The sequence below is a fragment of the Steroidobacter sp. genome (genome assembly GCF_036406195.1).
Taxonomy (GTDB): Bacteria; Pseudomonadota; Gammaproteobacteria; order Steroidobacterales; family Steroidobacteraceae; genus Steroidobacter.
On sequence record NZ_DASWVW010000010.1, the window covers coordinates 213,343 to 230,045 of the forward strand.

Sequence of the window (16,703 nt, forward strand, 5' to 3'; positions counted from 1 at the left end):
TTCAGCGAAGCAGCACAGGATGTCCGAGTCGCTGTTTCTTACTGGCGCTGCGGCGGTTTCAGCGAAAACCCGGCCGACTTTTTCGGCAGCACGGTGGGATAGGCGATGCCCAGCTCCTCGAGCCGATCCAGATAGCTTTGCCACTTTTGCGGCCGGTCGCGACCCAGCTCGTATAAATAGGCCCAGGTGTAGAGGCCGGTGTTGTGGCCATCGTCGAACACCAGCCTGATAGCGTAATTCCCCACCGGCTCGACCTGCGTGACGAGTACGTCGTGCTTGCCCAGTTGCAGTTGCTCCTGCCCGGGGCCATGGCCTCGGACTTCTGCTGAGGGCGAGAAGACACGCAGATATTCATACGGCAGCTCGAAGACGGCGCCGTCGTCGAAGCTCACTTCCAGCAGGCGCGACTTGGTGCGGGATTTGATGTTCGTCGGATGCGGCATGACCTCGCCTCTCGAGACAACAGGACCATGGGGCGCTACAGGATGTAGCGCGTCAGGTCCTCGTCCTTCACCAGCTCGCCGAGGTGCTTGTCGACGTATTCCTGGTCGATGGTGAGACTGAAGCCATTGCGATCGGCCGCTTCGTATGACAACGCTTCGAGCAGCCGCTCCAGCACGGTGTGCAGGCGGCGGGCACCGATATTCTCGGTGCGCTCGTTCACCTGGTACGCGACTTCGGCAATGCGCCGGACGCCGCTCGGGTCGAAATCGAGCGTCACGCCTTCAGTGGCCAGCAGCGCCTTGTACTGCGTGCACAGCGAGGCGTCGGGCTCGGTGAGAATGCGAATGAAGTCCTCGACCTTGAGCGCATCCAGTTCCACGCGGATCGGGAAGCGGCCCTGCAGCTCGGGAATCAGGTCGGAAGGCTTCGACATATGGAACGCGCCGGAGGCGATGAAGAGGATGTGATCGGTCTTCACCATGCCGTGCTTGGTGCTCACGGTGCTGCCTTCCACGAGCGGCAGCAGGTCGCGCTGCACGCCTTCGCGGGAGACGTCAGCGCCATGTGTTTCCTGGCGGCGTGCAATCTTGTCGATCTCGTCGATGAACACGATGCCGTTCTGTTCCGCATTTGCCAGCGCGCGCAGCTTCAGATCTTCCTCGTTGATCATTTTCGCGGCTTCTTCATCCGTGAGCAGCTTGAACGCTTCACTAACTTTCACTTTGCGCGTCTTGGTGCGCGCGCCCCCCAGATTCGAAAACATGCTTTGCAGCTGCTGCGTGAGGTCTTCCATGCCGGCGGGTGCCATGATTTCCACGCCGACGGGTAGGGCACGCACTTCGACTTCGATCTCGCGGTCGTCGAGTTGGCCTTCGCGCAACATCTTGCGGAATTTCTGGCGCGTGTCGCTGTCGCGAGGATTCGGTTCCGGCTCGGTGGTGAAGCCAAGCGACTTGGGTCGCGGCAGCAGGGCGTCGAGTACGCGCTCTTCCGCGGCATCCATGGCGCGATGACGTACTTTCTCCATCTCTTCTTCACGCGTCATCTTGACGGCGACGTCCATCAAATCCTTGATGATGGAATCGACCTCGCGGCCGACGTAACCGACTTCCGTGAACTTGGTGGCTTCGACCTTGATGAACGGCGCGCGCGCCAGGCGCGCAAGGCGGCGTGCGATCTCGGTCTTGCCGACGCCGGTGGGACCGATCATCAGAATATTCTTCGGCGTGATTTCGGCGCGCAGCGCCTCGTCGACTTGCATGCGGCGCCAACGATTGCGCAACGCAATGGCCACCGCGCGCTTGGCCGCACCCTGCCCGACGATATGCTTGTCGAGCTCCTGAACGATTTCTCTGGGAGTCATGGACATACAAACCGGAAGTGAATGATGACTAATGAATGGTGACTGTCGGACGGTGGCATGGGCCTGCCACGAGGCCCGCTATGACTATTCATTAGTCATTAGTCATTGGTCACCAGTCACTTCAATTCCTCTATCGTGAGATTGCGATTGGTGTAGATACAAATGTCGGCGGCGATGTGCAACGCCTTCTCGACGATGCTGCGGGCATCGAGCTCGGTGTTCTGTAACAACGCGCGAGCCGCGGACTGGGCGAACGCGCCGCCGGAGCCGATCGCCATGATATCGTCTTCGGGCTCGATGACGTCGCCGTTACCGGAAATAATGAACGAGGACTTGTTGTCGGCGACGCACAGCAGCGCTTCGAGCCGGCGCAGGCTGCGATCGCTGCGCCAGTCCTTGGCCAGCTCGATGGCGGCGCGAGTCAAGTTGCCATATTGCTGCAGTTTCGCTTCGAAGCGTTCGAACAGCGTGAAAGCGTCGGCGGTGCCGCCGGCGAAACCCGCCAGCACTTTACCGTCGTACAGGCTCCGCACCTTGCGGGCGTTGCCTTTCATCACGGTGTTTCCTAACGAGACCTGACCGTCGCCGCCGATGCAAACGATGCCGTTGCGGCGGACGGAGAGGATGGTAGTTGCGTGGGGTGATTCGCTCATTGTCTCTTGCGGATGCTGGGGGCGCCTCGTTGCGGCGCTCCTATGGGGCTGATCGTGCTTCGGCCAAGGATACCTCAGCGCGGCAGCGACAGACTCTCCCTGGCGGACCTCTCAGCTCTTCCGGCGCGCCCGAGGGTGAGCCGCATCATAGATCTTGGCCAGGTGCTGGAAATCAAGGTGGGTGTAAATCTGAGTGGTTGCTATGTTGGCGTGGCCCAGCAACTCCTGGACGCCGCGCAGGTTCTGGCTCGATTCCAGCAAATGCGTGGCGAAGGAATGCCGGAACATATGGGGATGAACGTGAACGCCGAGGCCCTGGCGGCGGGCCCAGGCGGCAACTTGCTTCTGGACGGAGCGGGGGCTGATGCGCTCGCCGCGCACGCCGACGAATAGCGCGGTATTTCCTACGCCGGCGAGCTTGGTGCGTTCCCGCAACCAGCGAGTGATGGCGTCCGCAGCGTGGCGGCCCACCGGGACGACGCGAGTCTTGCTGCCTTTGCCGAGTACGCGGACCGTGCGATCGGCAAGGTCGATGTCCGTCAGGTCCAAGTTGACCAGCTCCGACAACCGCAAGCCGGAGGAATAAAACAATTCCATCATCGCCTTGTCCCGCACGCTCAGCTCTTCGTCGGTGCGGAAGCTCAACAGGCGCGTCATCTGATCGACGTCGATGGTGGCCGGCAAACGTTTCTTGGCCCTGGGCGCTTGCACCTCGATGGCTGGATTCAACTTCACCACGCCTTCGCGCAGCAGATAGTTGTAGAAGCTGCGAAGCGCGCTCAGCCGCCGCTGAATGGTGCGGGGCGAGGCGCCCTGGCGATGCTCGGCGGCGGCGAAGGAACGAACGTGCTGGCCATCGACGCGTTGCCAGTCGCTGACGCCATTGCGATCGCAGTGAGCAACGAAGCGCCGCAGGTCGCGCCGATAATTGCTATCGGTGTGCGGCGACATGCGCCGCTCCACCGACAAGTGCTCGAAGAACTTTGGCAGCCAGGCGAGTGACGGCTCGTCCATCGCTACGCCCGATACGGCCGCATGATCAAGCGGCCGCGACGGCCTCGCTCACGAGATCGCCGATGCGCGCGAGGAAGTCGGTGCTCATGGTGGGATGGAAGCGCTGCGCGTCCGGGCTGCCGATCGCCAGCAGGCCGAAGCCCACCTCTCGGCTCAGAGGCACGAGCGCGGCGGAGCCGATCTCGATGGTGCCGGCGCCGAACAGGAAATCGCGCTGACTGTCGCGGATCTGTCCACAGCGCGGCCGAGCCGATTCGAACAGCGTCTCGAACATCTTGAGCTCGGTCGCGGCGGGATCGATCAGGCGCAGGTGGCGGCTCTCGATATCGGCGAAGCCGGTTGCGCGAGCGGGCGCAAGTAGCAGCAGCCATTCGGAGGCGCCGAAGTCCTCGCGCAACGAGGTTTCCATCGAATCCAGCAACGTGACTGCATTGCGTGCGCGCACCAGGCGGCAGGCGAGCCGATGGATCTTGGCGGCGAGCACATCGTTGCCGCGCGCGACATCGATCAACTCGCGTAGCCGCGACTCCAAGGCTTGATTCTTTTCTCGCAGCGCCGACACCTGGCGCTCGACCAGCGACACGGTCGCATTGCCACGGCTGTGCGGCAACTTGAGCTTGGTGAGCAACGTGGAATGGCGCTCGAAGAAGTCGGTGTTGTGCTGCAGGTAGTCGGCGATCTCGGCGTCGGTGGGACCGGGCCCGCCAGCCTCCGGCTTGCCGTTCACCGCGGGGCCGAGGTTCTCGGCGTCGACGCCACGGACCGGTTGCTTGCTCATTGGAATGCCTCGATCAACGAATTCTTGTCCGCACTGCTCAAACTTCCACCGTGCCTTCGAACACGGTGACCGCCGGGCCCGTCATCCACAACGCCTGGCCCGGCCCGGGCCAGCGGATGATGATGCGGCCTCCCAAGGCGTCCACCTGCACTTCCTCCTGCAGCAGACCCCAGCGCCGTCCGATGGCCACCGCCGCGCACGCTCCGGTGCCGCAGGCCTGCGTCTCGCCGACGCCGCGTTCGAACACGCGCAGCTTGATGTGAGTCGGGCTGACGACTTCCATGAAGCCGACGTTGGTGCGCTTGGGAAAGCGGGCGTGATTCTCCACCGCGGGCCCCAGCGTGTCCACGGGAGCATCGCTCACCGAGGGCACCTGCATGACGGCATGCGGGTTACCCATGGACACGGCGCCGATCTGCAATTCCTTTTCGCCGACGCGCAATGGATAGACTTCGGCTTCTCGTGAAGCTTCGAACGGCAGCGACGCTGGCGAAAAGTTCGGCACTCCCATATCGACGGAGACCAGGCCATCGTCCCTCAGCACGCCAATGGTCTTGCCCCCGGGGCTGTCCATGCGCACGCGTGCCTTGCCGATCCTGCGAGCGACGAGGCTGGCGATGCACCTGGCGCCGTTGCCGCACTGTTCGACCTCGGAGCCGTCGGCATTGAAGATGCGGTAGTAGACGTCGAAATCGCCCTGTTGGGGCGGCATCAGCACCAGCGCCTGGTCGAAGCCAATGCCGGTGCGGCGATCGGCGAGGCGGCGAAACACGTCGGCGGAGGGCAGGTCCATGCCGGCGGGGGCGTCGAATACGATGAAGTCGTTGCCCAGGCCATGCATCTTGGTGAAAGACAGGCGCATGCGGCCAAGCATACGTGAATCCGCGGCCTGAAGCGTAGCCGAGGCCGTATGACGGGGAGTCGTGACATTTTCGAGTCGGGCCTTTAACTTACCGGCCACTCGTTCACAACAACGCGAAATCGCGCACAGCCCGACTGCGCGCCCAGGATCAGGATCCTGACTTTTCCGGCGAAGCGAGGATTTTCATGCGCCATGTGATGGTAATGAACTCCAAGGGCGGCAGCGGCAAGAGCACGCTGGCGACCAACATCGCTTGTTACTTTGCCCGGCAGGGGGCCAAAGTGACTCTGGCGGACTACGATCCGCAGAGCTCCAGCCTCGATTGGCTGTCGCTGCGGCCCGACGATCTGCCGCACATCGGCGGCGTGCCGGCCTTCGATGAAGGCATACGCAGCGTGCCCCGCGACACCGACGTGCTGGTGATCGACGCCCCGGCGCGAACCCACGGCTCGGAGATGAACGAGCTGGTCCGCCGCGCCGAGACCATCCTCATTCCGGTGATGCCTTCGCCCATCGACATGAAAGCCTCGACCCGCTTCATGGAAGAGCTGCTGGAGCTGGGCAAGGTACAGCGTCAACAGGCGAGGCTGGCGATGGTGGCCAATCGCGTGCGCGAGAACACGCTGCTGTTCGACGAGCTGGAGCAGTACCTGGAGAAGCTGAAGGTGCCGTACCTCGGCCAGCTGCGGCAGTCGACCAATTACCTGCGCGCCTACCAGCGCGGCATGAGCATCTTCGAGCTGCCCGAATATCTGGCCAGCCCGGACTGGGAGCAGTGGAAGCCGATCACCAAGTGGCTGGACAGCAAGAAGAGCCAGCCGGCCTAACTCTTCAAGCTGGCGCGGACGCCGGCTGTCAGGTCGGCGTAGCGCAGCTTCACGCCCAGGTGTTTGAGCATGCGATCGTTGCCGACCCGGCGCGATTCGTTGAGGAACGAGAGCCGTTCGGGGCTGAACGTGAGCTGTGCTTCTTCCATGGACACTCGCGGCGGGCGCGGCAGGCCGGCGAGGTCGGCGACCATGTCCATGAACGTTGTCGAGCTGATGGAATTGCCGTCGGTCACGTTGTAAACGCCACGCGCTTCCTTGTTCTCGATGGCGGCCTCGCAGGCCGTTACCAGATCGTCGACGTGGATTCGGTTGCTGATGCCGGCGTCCTCCGGGCGCACTACTGGCTCAGACTTGCGTAGCCGCTCCAGCGGCAGCCGCTCCGGCCCGTAAATACCCGGCACTCGCAATACAACCCGTCGAACGCGTCGTTCGTGGCACCACACGCGGGTCATCTCTTCCGCGCTGACGCGCCGCCGCGCTCGCTCGGTCAATGGCATCACAGGCGTGCTTTCATCGACCAGCTCGCCGCCGGCATCGCCGTAAACCCCAGTCGTGCTCATATAGACGAACGCCTTGGGCGGAACGATCGCCAGATGCAGAAAGCGGTCGAGCCGCAGATCGCTCTCGCCCGCGGCGGGCGGCGGAGCCAGATACACGATGGCTTCCTGATCCAGCCGCTGCGGAAGGCTCGCGCCGGCGCGCACCCGATCCAGATCGATGACCAAGGTCTTCAGGCCCTGCCGTTCCAGCGCCGCGGCCTTGTCGTTCGAACGAACCAACGCAGTGATTTCGTAGCGCTCGCGCAAGCGGTCGGCCAGCCGCTGGCCCACATAACCGCAGCCGGCGATCAGAATGTACGGTCGGGCGCCGCTCATGCGCGGCCCCATTCATCGGCGTGGCCATCGGCCGGGCCTATCGGATTGACAAGGCGTCGGTGCATATTTAAATTTCAGAAAATACAGAAATTACCGATGTGTCGATCATGAAGCTTACGCCGACCATGCAGCGCTGCGTGCTCCACTGGGGCGAGATGGCCGGCCGCTGGGGCGTCAGCCGCTCGGTGGCGCAGATTCATGCCTTGCTGTTCCTCGCTCCGGAGCCGCTCACCGCGGATACGATTGCCGCGACGCTGAATGTGGCGCGTTCCAACGTCAGCGTCAGTCTGAAGGAATTGCAGGCGTGGGATCTGGTCAGCGTGACTCATCAACTGGGCGATCGGCGCGATTACTTCCAGGCGCGCAAGGATATCTGGGAAGTGCTCACGATGATCATGGATGGCCGCAAGAAGCGCGAAATCGACCCGACCTTGCAGATGCTGCGTGAGTGCTCCGCCGACGCCGCGAAGGATCAGGAGACACCGGAGCAGGTGAAGCAACGTATCGCGGACATGCTCGAGTTCCTCGAGGAGCTGTCGGGTTGGTACGAGCAGATCCGCGGCATGCCGCGGCCGACGCTGTTGAAGCTCATGCGCATGGGCACGAAGGTGGCGAAGATCGTGACATGAGCGACCATGACCAGCAACGCGTTTCGGGCACGACGCTGGTCACCGGCGCGACCGGATTCATCGGTCGCAAGCTGTGTCGGCGACTGTTGGCCGATGGTCATGGCATTGTTGCGCTGACGCGCGATGTAGAGCGGGCACGCCAGACGCTGGGCTCGCAAGTTCGCGCCATCGCTTCGCTCGATGAGATCGAGGCCGGCGAGCGCATCGATGCCATCGTGAACCTCGCTGGCGCGCCCATCTTCACTCGTCCCTGGACCAACGCGCGTCGCGCTGAATTGCTCGAGAGCCGGCTGCGCACCACCAACAACATCACTCAGCTGATCGCGCGCCTCGAACACAAGCCCGAGGTGCTGATCAGTGCGTCCGCGATCGGTTATTACGGTGTGCGCGGCGACGAAGAAATCACAGAAGCGGCGCACGGGCAGCCAATATTCCAGTCGCATCTGTGTCAGGCGTGGGAACTGGCGGCGCAAGCTGCCGAACAGTACGCAGTGCGTGTGTGCCGCTTACGCTTCGGCATCGTGCTTGGCATGGAAGGCGGCGCGTTGCCTGGCTTGATTCGTCCAGCTCGTCTACGGATGCGCGTGGTGCTGGGTTCCGGCGAACAATGGCAGTCATGGGTGCACATCGATGACTTGCTGGGCCTGGTGCTGTTTTGCATGAAGCATCCGAACGTGAGCGGAGGCATCAATGTCACCGCGCCGCATCCGGTTCGGCAGCGACAGTTCGCCGCGATACTCGCCAGCCAGTTCGGTCCTTCCATCCCACTACGAGTGCCGGCAGTAGTGTTGCGGACAGCGCTCGGCGAAATGTCACAGCTGCTGTTGGAAGGCCAGCGAGTAGTGCCGGCGAAAGCGCTGAGTCAGGGGTTCGCGTTCCGCTATCCCGATCTGGACGCGGCACTGAGTGATCTGCTGCGCTCTACAGATCCTGCGCGGGCATGATGTTCTTGCCGAGCTTGGCGAGCACATCGGGCGCGTAGTCGAAGGAGTCGAAGAACAGCTGCTCGGGCGGCAGTCCGCGCTGTGTGAATTCATGACGGATGGTTTCGACCATCACCGGCGGACCGCTGGCGTAAACATCGAACAGTGACAGGTCGGGATGATCTTCCAGCGCGGCTTCGTGCACCCAGCCGGTCCGTCCTTGCCACTGATCTTCCGGCCGCGGCGCCGAGAGCACGGGCACGTAGTGAAGATTGGGATGCTTCACGCACAGCGCTCTGATCTCCGCATCTTCATAGAGATCGATTGCCGCTTGCGCGCCCCAGTAGAGATACAACTGCCGCCGATCGCCGACCTCCAGCAGGCTGTGCAACATCGAGCGCAACGGTGCGTAGCCCGTGCCGCCACCGATGAGCAAGGCGGGGCGCGGCGATTCGCGCCGGAACCAGAATTGGCCGAGTGGCCCTTCGATCCGCAACAACGATTTTTCCAACGAGCCATCGAACAGCTGCTGCGTGAACTCGCCGCTGGACACGCGGCGTATGTGCAGCTCGAGCTGCTTGCCGTCGCCGGGCGTGCTGGCAATCGAAAAGCTGCGCCGCCGGTTCTGCGGCAGCATGATGTCCAGATACTGGCCGGGCACGAAGTGGAAATATTCGTTGGCCGGCACTCGCAGGAACACCGCCATGATGTCCGGTGTGAGGCGCTGCAAGCGCTCGACGCGACACGGCAGGCTCTTGACGGTGATTTCCGGGACCGGCGGACGAATCTCGCGAACTTCGATGATCAGGTCCTCACTGGCCGCGTGCGCCTGGCAGAGCAGGGCGTAGCCGTCGCGTTCCTCGTCTTCCATCAATCCCAACGGCCGGCCCAAAGGATAACTTACCTGGCCCTGGCGAATGCGGGCGCGGCACGATGAGCAATGCCCGCCTTTACAGCTGTGCGGCAGATTCAAGCCCATGCGCAGCGCGGCGTCCAGGATGGTTTCGCCGCGTTCGACGGTGAGCACCTGCTGCGAAGGCAGCAGCGTGACGCGGGCATAGGGCCGGGCGGCGGACATGTGAATACCTAGCTGCGCCGCCGATCGCCTTGTCTGCGCTCGAGCCAACGGCGCGCACGGATCTTCGGCAGATTGGTCTTGCGGCCGAGTGCAAATGCGAGCGCGTCATTCAGCGCCTTCACGGCGCGTTCGCGTTCGCCGAGCTGCTCCATCAGGTTCGCGAGCAGCTGAAAGGCTTCCAGTCTCGGGCGAATGGCAATGCTGGTTTCGAGGAAACTGCGAGCCTTGCCATACAACTCGGCACGTGTTGCCAGCTGCGCGCAGGCGAACAGCAACACTGGATCATCGCCGTGCTCTGCCAGCCAGGCTTCCGCGCGGTCGAGCGTTTTCAGCGGCTCGCTGGTTTCCAGCTCGCCATACGCCAGTACAGCTTCATCGTTCCATTGCTTGTTGATGCTCTCACGCAGCGCCACTTCCGCGGCCTCGTGATCGCCGCAGGCCATCGAGGCGCGCGCATAGGCGACCACGATCTCCGGGTGCTTGGCCAGCGACTTGGATGTTTCTTTCCAGGCCGCGCGCAGCTCGGCAAGATCGCACTTGCTGCCTGCGTCCTTCAATCGATCAAGATGTACCTGTGCGACGGTTTCATCGACCATCGCCGCAGTAATGCCGCGAGTGCTGCGCAGCCGGGGCTCCAATGCCTGCAGCTTTTTCCAATCGCCCATCTGCCGATAAACCCTGGCCAGCAGCAGCAAGCCACGCGCGTTCTGCTCCTTGGTCGCTTCCAGCTGCTCCAGCGTGGCCAGTGCCGCCGGCAATTGCTTGTGCTTCAGGAGCACTTCGGCCTGCATGATGAGCGCGGGCGCGCGGCGGTCGCCGGAGACTTCCAGCGCGCGAGCCAGCCATTCATCCCGTCGTTGCGCGGCGCCTTGCAAGTCAGCTGCACGGGCCGCGGTCAAATAATGAGCAGCGGGATTCTCCGCTTCGCGCGCGTTCTTCGTCAGCGTGTTCTCCGCCGCCTCCCAATTGCCTTCGGAAAGCTCCAGGATGCCTTGCGCGAAGCTGCGTCGCGCACGCTCGTGACGACGCGCTTCCTGTGCCGTTTTCCAAGAGCGGCGTGCATAGATGAGTTTGAGCAGCAACCGCACGGCGAAATAGGCCGCGGCCAGCACGAAGACGAAGGTCACCGCCGACATTTCGATCAGGCGGCCCGCGAAGCGCAGCGCCACATAGCCCGGATCGCCCAACACGATGTTGGCGAGCAGGCCGGCGACGATCATTGCCGCAGCGATATACAGGCCGCTTCGCATCGCTTACTCCGGCCCCCGGCGCGATGGCACCATCCGGCGCAGCGCATTGATCGAGGCCGTCACGGTGGGCAGGGCTGGATCGATGTTCACCGGCTCCAGCGCCTGCACTTCGTTCAACAGCGCTTGAGCTGCGGGATGGGAGAGGTCGAACGATTCACCGAGCGAGCGTCGCGCGGCCGCCAAGGCTGTGCGATAGGCCTCCGCATCGTGACGTGCCACGGCCGTGCGTGCGGCGAAAAGTAGCAATTGCAGATGCTGACGCCGCAGCAGTGCTTCTTCAGTGCTAATCACACGCCCCGACAAATCGTCCACTCTGCGCACCACGATCAGGTTGGATAGCGTGCGGCCGATGATGGCGCGCGCCCTTGCAAACATTCCGTCCGGCAAGGTGCTCGGGTCGCGAGCGTCCCGTTCGGTGAGCAGGATGCCCTTTACTGGTGCTTCGGCCGCCTGTTCTTCGGCACTGACGAGGCGTGTGAGGATGCCGGTGGTATCGGGCTGCTGCACGGCTCGCAGCGCCTGCAGTTCCTTCGCGATCTCCTGGCGAACACCGGTGAACGCCGGATCGCGCAGCGAGGCGATGCGCAGGTCCGCCGATTCCAGCGCGACGATGGCTGTTTCGACGTCGCGTTCCAGGGTGAGTCGCCGCTGTGCCAGCTCCAGAAGAAACAACGCTTCGGCACGCGACCACGCGCGTTCCGGGCCTTCAGCTCGACCGCGCAACTCTTCGACGGAAGAAGCGAGCTCCTGCAGCTGTTGAGGTGCGTCTTTGAGCTCGTCCAGCCGCCGGTTCAGATCGCGATGTGCCTGGCGTTCGCGACTGGCCTGACTTCTCAGTTCCGCCCGCAACAACTCTTTATCGGCATCGGCGGCCGCCACGGCCGCGTTGGCGGTGTCCAGCTTGTCTCGAACCGAATCGAGGCGCACCAAGGCATAGCCCGCGGTTGCCAACGCCAGTACGGCAATAGCGGTGGTCAATCGGCTGTAGGTGTGCGCACGGCGATCCCTCGACGAAGCGTCGGGAACAGGCGAACTGATGCTTTCGGGACCGGTCTCGGCCATAAATGAGGCGCTGCTTGCGACGAGCGCCTATCGTAGCACGCAGCGCTTTCAGGCGGTCCGGGCGCGCGTGCGCCAGCGCGCCAAAGTACCGATCATCGACGCATCGTCAGCGGCTTTCGCGACCAGTACCAACCCGTTCAAGCCCGCGGTCTTTGCTGCCTCGGCAATTCTTGGGCTGACGACCAGCAGCGTGGTTTCGCGCAGTAGCGCGCGACCACGCTCGGACAACATGGCAATCAAGTTGTGCAGAGTTTCAACGCTGGTGATGGTGACTACGTCGATGCCCTCACTTGCCCAGCGTTCTTCGATGGCATTTCGCGTAGCGTCGTCGATGGTCGGCCGGACGCGCTGGTAGACCTCACGCGTTTCGACGACAAGTCCACGCGCGGTAAATGTTTCACGTAGCAATTCTCGTCCGCCGGAGCCGCGCACTATTAATACGCGAGCGTTATCCGGCAATGTGAGGTCCGGATGCGCCAACAGGGCTTCGCTGGTGAAGCCGCTTTCGGGAACGATATCCGCGGGCAAAGAAGCCTCGGCCAGGGCCGCGGCGGTGGCTTTGCCGATGGCGGCGATGCGAGCCGTGGGGCTCTTGTCGATCAGGTGTGCACCGTGCGCGACCGCATTGACGCTGACAAATATGATGAGGTCGTGGCCGCTGGCGCGGCTGGCGGCCTGCGGAGCGATCTCGATCGCCGGAAATGCGATGGGAGTGCCACCTTCTCGCGCGATTGCTTCGCAGAGTTGCGCGGCCTGTTGTGCCGGTCGCGTCACCAGCACGGTCAGCTCCGCCAGTGGCGGCATGACTTTGGGGATCATGTCGATGGCTGCCGGAGACGTTCGAGCAATTGCTCGGCGCCGTCTTTCAGCAGTTCTTCCGCGAGGCGCACACCAATCTTTTCCGCATCGGCACCGTTGCCGATATGCGAGCCTCGATACATCTCCAGACCATCGGGCGAGCCGATGACGCCATGCAATTGCAGCTGATCGCCGTCGAGCGTTGCGAACCCGGCGATCGGCGACTGACAGCTGCCTTCGAGGCGATGCGCGAAGGCGCGCTCCGCCGCACAACACTGCCAGGACTGCGCATCGTTCAGGGCGCGCACGAGAGCGATGCTGCGCGCGTCGTCGCTGCGACATTCGATGCCGATGATGCCTTGGCCAACCGCCGGCACCGACTGCTCCGGACTGAAATATTCCGTGATGCGACTCTGCAATCCGAGGCGCGTCAGGCCCGCCGCCGCGAGGATGATGGCGTCGTATTCCTGCTCATCGAGCTTGCGCAAGCGCGTGTCGACGTTGCCGCGCAGAGTGATCAGCTCCAGATCCGGGCGCGCATGTTTGAGCTGGCACTGCCGTCGCAAGCTCGATGTGCCAACGCGGGCGCCGTGCGGCAGGCTGGAAAAATTCTTGAATCGCGAAGAAACAAATGCGTCGCGTGGATCGGCGCGCGGCAGCATCGCTGCCAGGGCAAATCCCGGCGGCATCTCGGTCGGCACATCTTTCATGGAGTGCACGGCGATGTCGGCGCGATGCTCGGACATGGCGTGCTCCAGTTCTTTGATGAACAGCCCCTTGCCGCCGATGCTGGCGAGCGGGCGGTCGAGGATGCGATCGCCCTGCGTGGTCATGGGCACCAGCTCGATGTTCAAGCCCGGATGCTTGTTCCTGAGCAGCATCGCGACATGCTCGGCCTGCCACAGGGCGAGGCGGCTATGGCGCGTGGCGATGCGCAATGTATGGTCGGAAATACTCATTATCTTTCAACTATGGAGGCAGAACGTCTCTGCTCACGAAGCAGGCTTGACGGGTTCGGAAACTGCCGACAGGGCCATGGCTTTTTCCGCGCGCCGCATTTCCAGCCGGAAGCGGATCAAGGCAATGATCAGCGCCAGCACGACCGGTCCGAGGAACAGGCCGATCGCGCCGAAAGCGGCCAGCCCGCCCAGCACGCCGATGAATACCGTCAGCGTACCGACTTTGGCGCGGCCCGACACCAACATCGGTCGCACCACGTTGTCGACCAGCGAGACCAGCACCGTACCCCAGATCAACATGAAAATGGTCGCGCCCCATCGTCCCTGGATGGCGAGCACCACAGCGGCCGGGCCCCACACCAGCGCCGTGCCGCCGAACGGCAATAGTGCGACCAGCGCGGCGATCACGCCGAACACCACGGGTGAGGGCAGACCGACGAACAGGAAAGCCAGGCCGGTCAGCATGCCCTGGATCAGCGCCGTCATACCGGTGCCGTACACCATGGCGCGCGTGACCGCGGCCAGATGATCGAACAGCTTGGCTTTGTGAGCTTCGGGCATCGGAATCAGCTCGCGCGCGGTCGCCACCATCTCCGCGCCATCGCGAATGAAAAAGAACAGCATGAACTGCATCAGCACGAAGCCCACCGCCGTGCCCACCGCACCCATGAAGACCTTGCCGCCGAGCGATGCGAGCGATTGCAGCGCCTGGCGCGTACCCTGTGTGAACCAGCTCTGCACCTGCGCGAAATCGACGTCCAGGGTGTCGTGGAGCCAGTCCAGCACCTGGCGCACCCAGGGAACATTCGCAAGATTCAGCACGTTGCCACTGGTCTGGTCGGCATACTTGTCTTGTACGATCTGCAGCAGGTCGCCCACCTGTGCCGCGAACGCCGCGCTCAGCCCGGTCAGCGGGCCGAGAATGACGACGAACGTGAGCAGGGTCAGCAAGGCCGCCGACCATTGGGCTTTGCCACGCAGCCGGACGACCAGCCGCACATGCAGCGGGTACAGCAGAAACGCGATGAATATCGCCCACAACAGCGGCCCCAGGAACGGCTGGACGATCTTGAACAAGGCCATGCCCAGGACCAGGCACGTCACCAATGCGAACGTGCGCGCGTAGAACCGGTCGTTTACCGGTGCGGCGCGTTGCTGTTGAGTCATCGGACGTTCCATTTCGCGTGGCCGCGGGCATGCGGCAAAGGCCACCATGCTAGCACCGCGGCAGGCTTGCCGGTTCGCGGCGGCGCCGGTCGAGGTCCTACGCAACCTGGAGGCGCCGGCCGCGCGGCGTTACCATCACAGCTCAAGCTCGAGAGGAACGACTCATGAATGCCCAACCGGAAGTGAACACCGACCAGCTGGTCGCCGATCTGAAGACGGTCATGGAGGATGCGGAGGCGCTGCTCAAGGCGACCTCGACGCTGACCGGCGAAAAGATCCAGGAAGTGCGCACACGCGCCGAGGAGTCACTTCGCCAGGCCAAGGTGCGGCTCAGCGCCGTCGAGGAAGAGGCCATGCGCCGGGCGCGTGAAGTCGCGCATGCCACCGACGAGTATGTGCACGAGAATCCGTGGCAGTCGGTTGGCATTGCCGCAGGCATCGGCCTGGTGGTGGGCTTGCTGCTGGCTCGCCGCTGACGGCTCGTTCGCCACACGCCATGGCCGTGGAAACACACGATCCGCATTCTGCCGCCGGTCCGCGACCGGTGGCGGGCCTGCTGCAATCGCTGAATCATCTGCTGGCGACTTTCATCGCCATCGTGCATACCCGGCTGGAGCTGCTGACCACCGAGTTGCAGGAAGAGGTGCGGCAGGTCGGCGCCATCCTGCTGTGGGCGTTCCTGGCCGCCTTCGCGGCCATGATGGGTTTGTTCCTGGTGGCGCTGACGGTGATCTTCGTGTTCTGGGATACGCACCGCCTGGCGGCGTCGCTCGCGATGGTCGGCTTGTTCGTGCTGGTCGCGGTGCTGTCGGGCCTGATGCTGAAGCACAAGCTGAGCACCAAACCGCCCTTGCTGGACGACACGCTGGCGGAGCTTGCCAAGGATCGAGACCAGCTGAAGGCCCGGTTGTGAGCGCATGCAGCGAGCGGCACGCGTGAGTAGCGAACGTTTCAATCAGCTGGCCGCCAAACATTCCCAGTTGCGCCTGCGCGCGGCCATGCAGCGCCGTGAGCTGGGTGCGACGATGAGCCAGATCGAGCATCATCTCAGCAGCGTGGATCGGGGCATCGATGCCGCACAACGCTGGATCAAGAATCCAGTCGTGATCGTTGGCGGCGTGGCGCTGGTAGCGTTGGTGGGGCCGAAGCGGCTGATGCGTTGGGCGAGTCGCGGCGCGCTGTTCTATTCGACGGCGAAGCGCTTCATTCGCTTGCGTCGCTCGATCTGAAATCTACAGACGCTGGCAACCTGCCAATCAGTGGCTCTCGCCCCGAATGCGCCTGAGCAGCTCGGAGGCGTGACGCCGGCTCACTTCCAGCACATCGCCACACTCGCGAACCCTGACGACGTATTGACCGGAGTCGGTGCGCTCCACGGCGGAAATGTATTTTTCCGCGATCAGGGCATTGCGATGGATGCGCAGAAAATCCGGTGCGAACTCTTCCGCCAGCGACTTGAGCGATTCATCGATCAGGCTCTCGCCGCCCTTGTGCCGCACGGTGACGTACTTCTGGTCGGCGACGAAATAATAAATATCCCCCAGCGGAATCAGTTTCAGCGTTTCGCCCAGGCGCGCGCAGATCTGCTCGCGGCGATGCTCGAGCCGCGCCGACTCGGCCACTTTCACCAGGCGATTCGGAGAAATGCGCGCCGCGTGGCGCAACGCATGCGCGAGCTTTTCCTTGCGCACGGGCTTGAGCAGGTAGCCGACGGCCTCGGTTTCGAAGGCTTCGACGGCGTACTGATCGTAGGCCGTGGTGAAGATGACCGCCGGCGGATCTTCCAGTGAATCGATGTGCCGCGCGACCTGGATTCCGGACAGGCCCGGCATGCGCACGTCCAGCAGCACCACGTCGGGGCGCAGCTCGCCGCAAGTCGCCAGCGCCTGCTCGCCGTTATCGGCCTCGCCGACGACTTCGCAATCCTCGATTTCTTCCAGCAGCCGCCGCAGGCGTTCGCGCGCCGGCGACTCGTCATCCACGATTAACAGACGCATGGGAAAGCGGTTAGCGGTCGG

Annotated in this window: 20 protein-coding genes; 6 read left to right on the forward strand and 14 right to left on the reverse strand. The window is 63.4% G+C overall.

The window, feature by feature from the left end:
• Positions 1-38: 38 nt before the first annotated feature.
• The 6 genes from VGE08_RS03775 to dapF all read right to left on the reverse strand — a co-directional run bounded on the left by VGE08_RS03775 (position 39) and on the right by dapF (position 5,108).
• Positions 39-443 (reverse strand): DUF971 domain-containing protein, encoded by a 405-nt coding sequence (locus tag VGE08_RS03775; RefSeq protein WP_331066520.1) that lies wholly within the window; start codon positions 441-443, stop codon positions 39-41.
• Positions 444-478: 35 nt separating this feature from the next.
• Positions 479-1,807, reverse strand: coding sequence for an ATP-dependent protease ATPase subunit HslU (gene hslU / locus VGE08_RS03780; protein ID WP_331066521.1), 1,329 nt, complete (start codon positions 1,805-1,807; stop codon positions 479-481).
• Between the two features lie 116 nt (positions 1,808-1,923).
• Positions 1,924-2,460 (reverse strand): ATP-dependent protease subunit HslV, encoded by a 537-nt coding sequence (gene hslV / locus VGE08_RS03785; protein WP_331066522.1) that lies wholly within the window; start codon positions 2,458-2,460, stop codon positions 1,924-1,926.
• Between the two features lie 111 nt (positions 2,461-2,571).
• Entirely contained in the window at positions 2,572-3,474 is a 903-nt protein-coding gene (xerC, locus tag VGE08_RS03790; RefSeq protein WP_331066523.1) for a tyrosine recombinase XerC, read from the reverse strand.
• A gap of 25 nt (positions 3,475-3,499) precedes the next feature.
• The gene (locus VGE08_RS03795; protein WP_331066524.1) at positions 3,500-4,252 is read right to left on the reverse strand and encodes a DUF484 family protein; all 753 of its coding nucleotides are present in this window, start codon (positions 4,250-4,252) and stop codon (positions 3,500-3,502) included.
• Between the two features lie 37 nt (positions 4,253-4,289).
• The gene (dapF, locus tag VGE08_RS03800) at positions 4,290-5,108 is read right to left on the reverse strand and encodes a diaminopimelate epimerase (protein WP_349258618.1); all 819 of its coding nucleotides are present in this window, start codon (positions 5,106-5,108) and stop codon (positions 4,290-4,292) included.
• Positions 5,109-5,299: 191 nt separating this feature from the next.
• On the opposite strand from dapF, the gene VGE08_RS03805 reads away from it, so the two are divergent.
• Positions 5,300-5,941 (forward strand): ParA family protein, encoded by a 642-nt coding sequence (locus VGE08_RS03805; protein ID WP_331066526.1) that lies wholly within the window; start codon positions 5,300-5,302, stop codon positions 5,939-5,941.
• Here the strand turns inward: VGE08_RS03805 and VGE08_RS03810 are convergent.
• Positions 5,938-6,819, reverse strand: coding sequence for an SDR family oxidoreductase (locus VGE08_RS03810; RefSeq protein ID WP_331066527.1), 882 nt, complete (start codon positions 6,817-6,819; stop codon positions 5,938-5,940). The genes VGE08_RS03805 and VGE08_RS03810 overlap by 4 nt on opposite strands.
• Positions 6,820-6,926: 107 nt before the next feature.
• On the opposite strand from VGE08_RS03810, the gene VGE08_RS03815 reads away from it, so the two are divergent.
• Together VGE08_RS03815 and VGE08_RS03820 are read left to right on the forward strand one after the other, a co-directional pair.
• On the forward strand, positions 6,927-7,448 hold the full coding sequence (locus VGE08_RS03815) for a GbsR/MarR family transcriptional regulator (protein WP_331066528.1): 522 nt from the start codon (positions 6,927-6,929) through the stop codon (positions 7,446-7,448).
• Positions 7,445-8,392, forward strand: coding sequence for a TIGR01777 family oxidoreductase (locus VGE08_RS03820; protein WP_331066529.1), 948 nt, complete (start codon positions 7,445-7,447; stop codon positions 8,390-8,392). The genes VGE08_RS03815 and VGE08_RS03820 overlap by 4 nt, the downstream gene beginning before the upstream one ends.
• Here the strand turns inward: VGE08_RS03820 and VGE08_RS03825 are convergent.
• The 6 genes from VGE08_RS03825 to VGE08_RS03850 are packed head-to-tail and all read right to left on the reverse strand — an operon-like array spanning position 8,370 to position 14,685.
• Complete coding sequence (locus VGE08_RS03825; RefSeq protein ID WP_331066530.1) at positions 8,370-9,449, reverse strand: 2Fe-2S iron-sulfur cluster-binding protein; 1,080 nt, start codon at positions 9,447-9,449, stop codon at positions 8,370-8,372. The two genes, VGE08_RS03820 and VGE08_RS03825, sit on opposite strands and share 23 nt — an antisense overlap.
• An 8-nt stretch (positions 9,450-9,457) precedes the next feature.
• Positions 9,458-10,699, reverse strand: a complete 1,242-nt coding sequence (locus VGE08_RS03830; protein ID WP_331066531.1) for a heme biosynthesis HemY N-terminal domain-containing protein — start codon at positions 10,697-10,699, stop codon at positions 9,458-9,460.
• 3 nt (positions 10,700-10,702) lie between these two features.
• Entirely contained in the window at positions 10,703-11,761 is a 1,059-nt protein-coding gene (locus VGE08_RS03835) for a uroporphyrinogen-III C-methyltransferase (protein WP_331066532.1), read from the reverse strand.
• Between the two features lie 48 nt (positions 11,762-11,809).
• Entirely contained in the window at positions 11,810-12,580 is a 771-nt protein-coding gene (locus VGE08_RS03840; RefSeq protein WP_331066533.1) for a uroporphyrinogen-III synthase, read from the reverse strand.
• Positions 12,577-13,512, reverse strand: coding sequence for a hydroxymethylbilane synthase (gene hemC, locus VGE08_RS03845; protein WP_331066574.1), 936 nt, complete (start codon positions 13,510-13,512; stop codon positions 12,577-12,579). The genes VGE08_RS03840 and hemC overlap by 4 nt, the downstream gene beginning before the upstream one ends.
• Positions 13,513-13,551: 39 nt before the next feature.
• Positions 13,552-14,685, reverse strand: coding sequence for an AI-2E family transporter (locus VGE08_RS03850; RefSeq protein WP_331066534.1), 1,134 nt, complete (start codon positions 14,683-14,685; stop codon positions 13,552-13,554).
• Positions 14,686-14,849: 164 nt separating this feature from the next.
• On the opposite strand from VGE08_RS03850, the gene VGE08_RS03855 reads away from it, so the two are divergent.
• The 3 genes from VGE08_RS03855 to VGE08_RS03865 are packed head-to-tail and all read left to right on the forward strand — an operon-like array spanning position 14,850 to position 15,914.
• On the forward strand, positions 14,850-15,161 hold the full coding sequence (locus tag VGE08_RS03855; RefSeq protein WP_331066535.1) for a DUF883 family protein: 312 nt from the start codon (positions 14,850-14,852) through the stop codon (positions 15,159-15,161).
• A gap of 20 nt (positions 15,162-15,181) precedes the next feature.
• Entirely contained in the window at positions 15,182-15,598 is a 417-nt protein-coding gene (locus VGE08_RS03860) for a phage holin family protein (RefSeq protein WP_331066536.1), read from the forward strand.
• 4 nt (positions 15,599-15,602) lie between these two features.
• Positions 15,603-15,914: a YqjK family protein gene (locus VGE08_RS03865; protein ID WP_331066537.1), complete on the forward strand. Its 312-nt coding sequence runs from the start codon at positions 15,603-15,605 to the stop codon at positions 15,912-15,914.
• 27 nt (positions 15,915-15,941) lie between these two features.
• Here VGE08_RS03865 and VGE08_RS03870 read toward each other — a convergent pair whose 3' ends face one another.
• On the reverse strand, positions 15,942-16,682 hold the full coding sequence (locus VGE08_RS03870; protein WP_331066538.1) for a LytTR family DNA-binding domain-containing protein: 741 nt from the start codon (positions 16,680-16,682) through the stop codon (positions 15,942-15,944).
• Positions 16,683-16,703 lie beyond the last annotated feature (21 nt).

What these genes read in the sequence shown, in the direction of transcription:
- VGE08_RS03775 (WP_331066520.1), bottom strand. Translation starts at nt 443, where the DNA reads ATGCCGCATCCGACGAACATCAAATCCCGCACCAAGTCGCGCCTGCTG.
- hslU (WP_331066521.1), bottom strand. Translation starts at nt 1,807, where the DNA reads ATGACTCCCAGAGAAATCGTTCAGGAGCTCGACAAGCATATCGTCGGG.
- hslV (WP_331066522.1), bottom strand. Translation starts at nt 2,460, where the DNA reads ATGAGCGAATCACCCCACGCAACTACCATCCTCTCCGTCCGCCGCAAC.
- xerC (WP_331066523.1), bottom strand. Translation starts at nt 3,474, where the DNA reads ATGGACGAGCCGTCACTCGCCTGGCTGCCAAAGTTCTTCGAGCACTTG.
- VGE08_RS03795 (WP_331066524.1), bottom strand. Translation starts at nt 4,252, where the DNA reads ATGAGCAAGCAACCGGTCCGTGGCGTCGACGCCGAGAACCTCGGCCCC.
- VGE08_RS03805 (WP_331066526.1), top strand. Translation starts at nt 5,300, where the DNA reads ATGCGCCATGTGATGGTAATGAACTCCAAGGGCGGCAGCGGCAAGAGC.
- VGE08_RS03810 (WP_331066527.1), bottom strand. Translation starts at nt 6,819, where the DNA reads ATGAGCGGCGCCCGACCGTACATTCTGATCGCCGGCTGCGGTTATGTG.
- VGE08_RS03815 (WP_331066528.1), top strand. Translation starts at nt 6,927, where the DNA reads ATGAAGCTTACGCCGACCATGCAGCGCTGCGTGCTCCACTGGGGCGAG.
- VGE08_RS03820 (WP_331066529.1), top strand. Translation starts at nt 7,445, where the DNA reads ATGAGCGACCATGACCAGCAACGCGTTTCGGGCACGACGCTGGTCACC.
- VGE08_RS03825 (WP_331066530.1), bottom strand. Translation starts at nt 9,449, where the DNA reads ATGTCCGCCGCCCGGCCCTATGCCCGCGTCACGCTGCTGCCTTCGCAG.
- VGE08_RS03830 (WP_331066531.1), bottom strand. Translation starts at nt 10,699, where the DNA reads ATGCGAAGCGGCCTGTATATCGCTGCGGCAATGATCGTCGCCGGCCTG.
- VGE08_RS03835 (WP_331066532.1), bottom strand. Translation starts at nt 11,761, where the DNA reads ATGGCCGAGACCGGTCCCGAAAGCATCAGTTCGCCTGTTCCCGACGCT.
- VGE08_RS03840 (WP_331066533.1), bottom strand. Translation starts at nt 12,580, where the DNA reads ATGATCCCCAAAGTCATGCCGCCACTGGCGGAGCTGACCGTGCTGGTG.
- VGE08_RS03850 (WP_331066534.1), bottom strand. Translation starts at nt 14,685, where the DNA reads ATGACTCAACAGCAACGCGCCGCACCGGTAAACGACCGGTTCTACGCG.
- VGE08_RS03855 (WP_331066535.1), top strand. Translation starts at nt 14,850, where the DNA reads ATGAATGCCCAACCGGAAGTGAACACCGACCAGCTGGTCGCCGATCTG.
- VGE08_RS03860 (WP_331066536.1), top strand. Translation starts at nt 15,182, where the DNA reads ATGGCCGTGGAAACACACGATCCGCATTCTGCCGCCGGTCCGCGACCG.
- VGE08_RS03865 (WP_331066537.1), top strand. Translation starts at nt 15,603, where the DNA reads ATGCAGCGAGCGGCACGCGTGAGTAGCGAACGTTTCAATCAGCTGGCC.
- VGE08_RS03870 (WP_331066538.1), bottom strand. Translation starts at nt 16,682, where the DNA reads ATGCGTCTGTTAATCGTGGATGACGAGTCGCCGGCGCGCGAACGCCTG.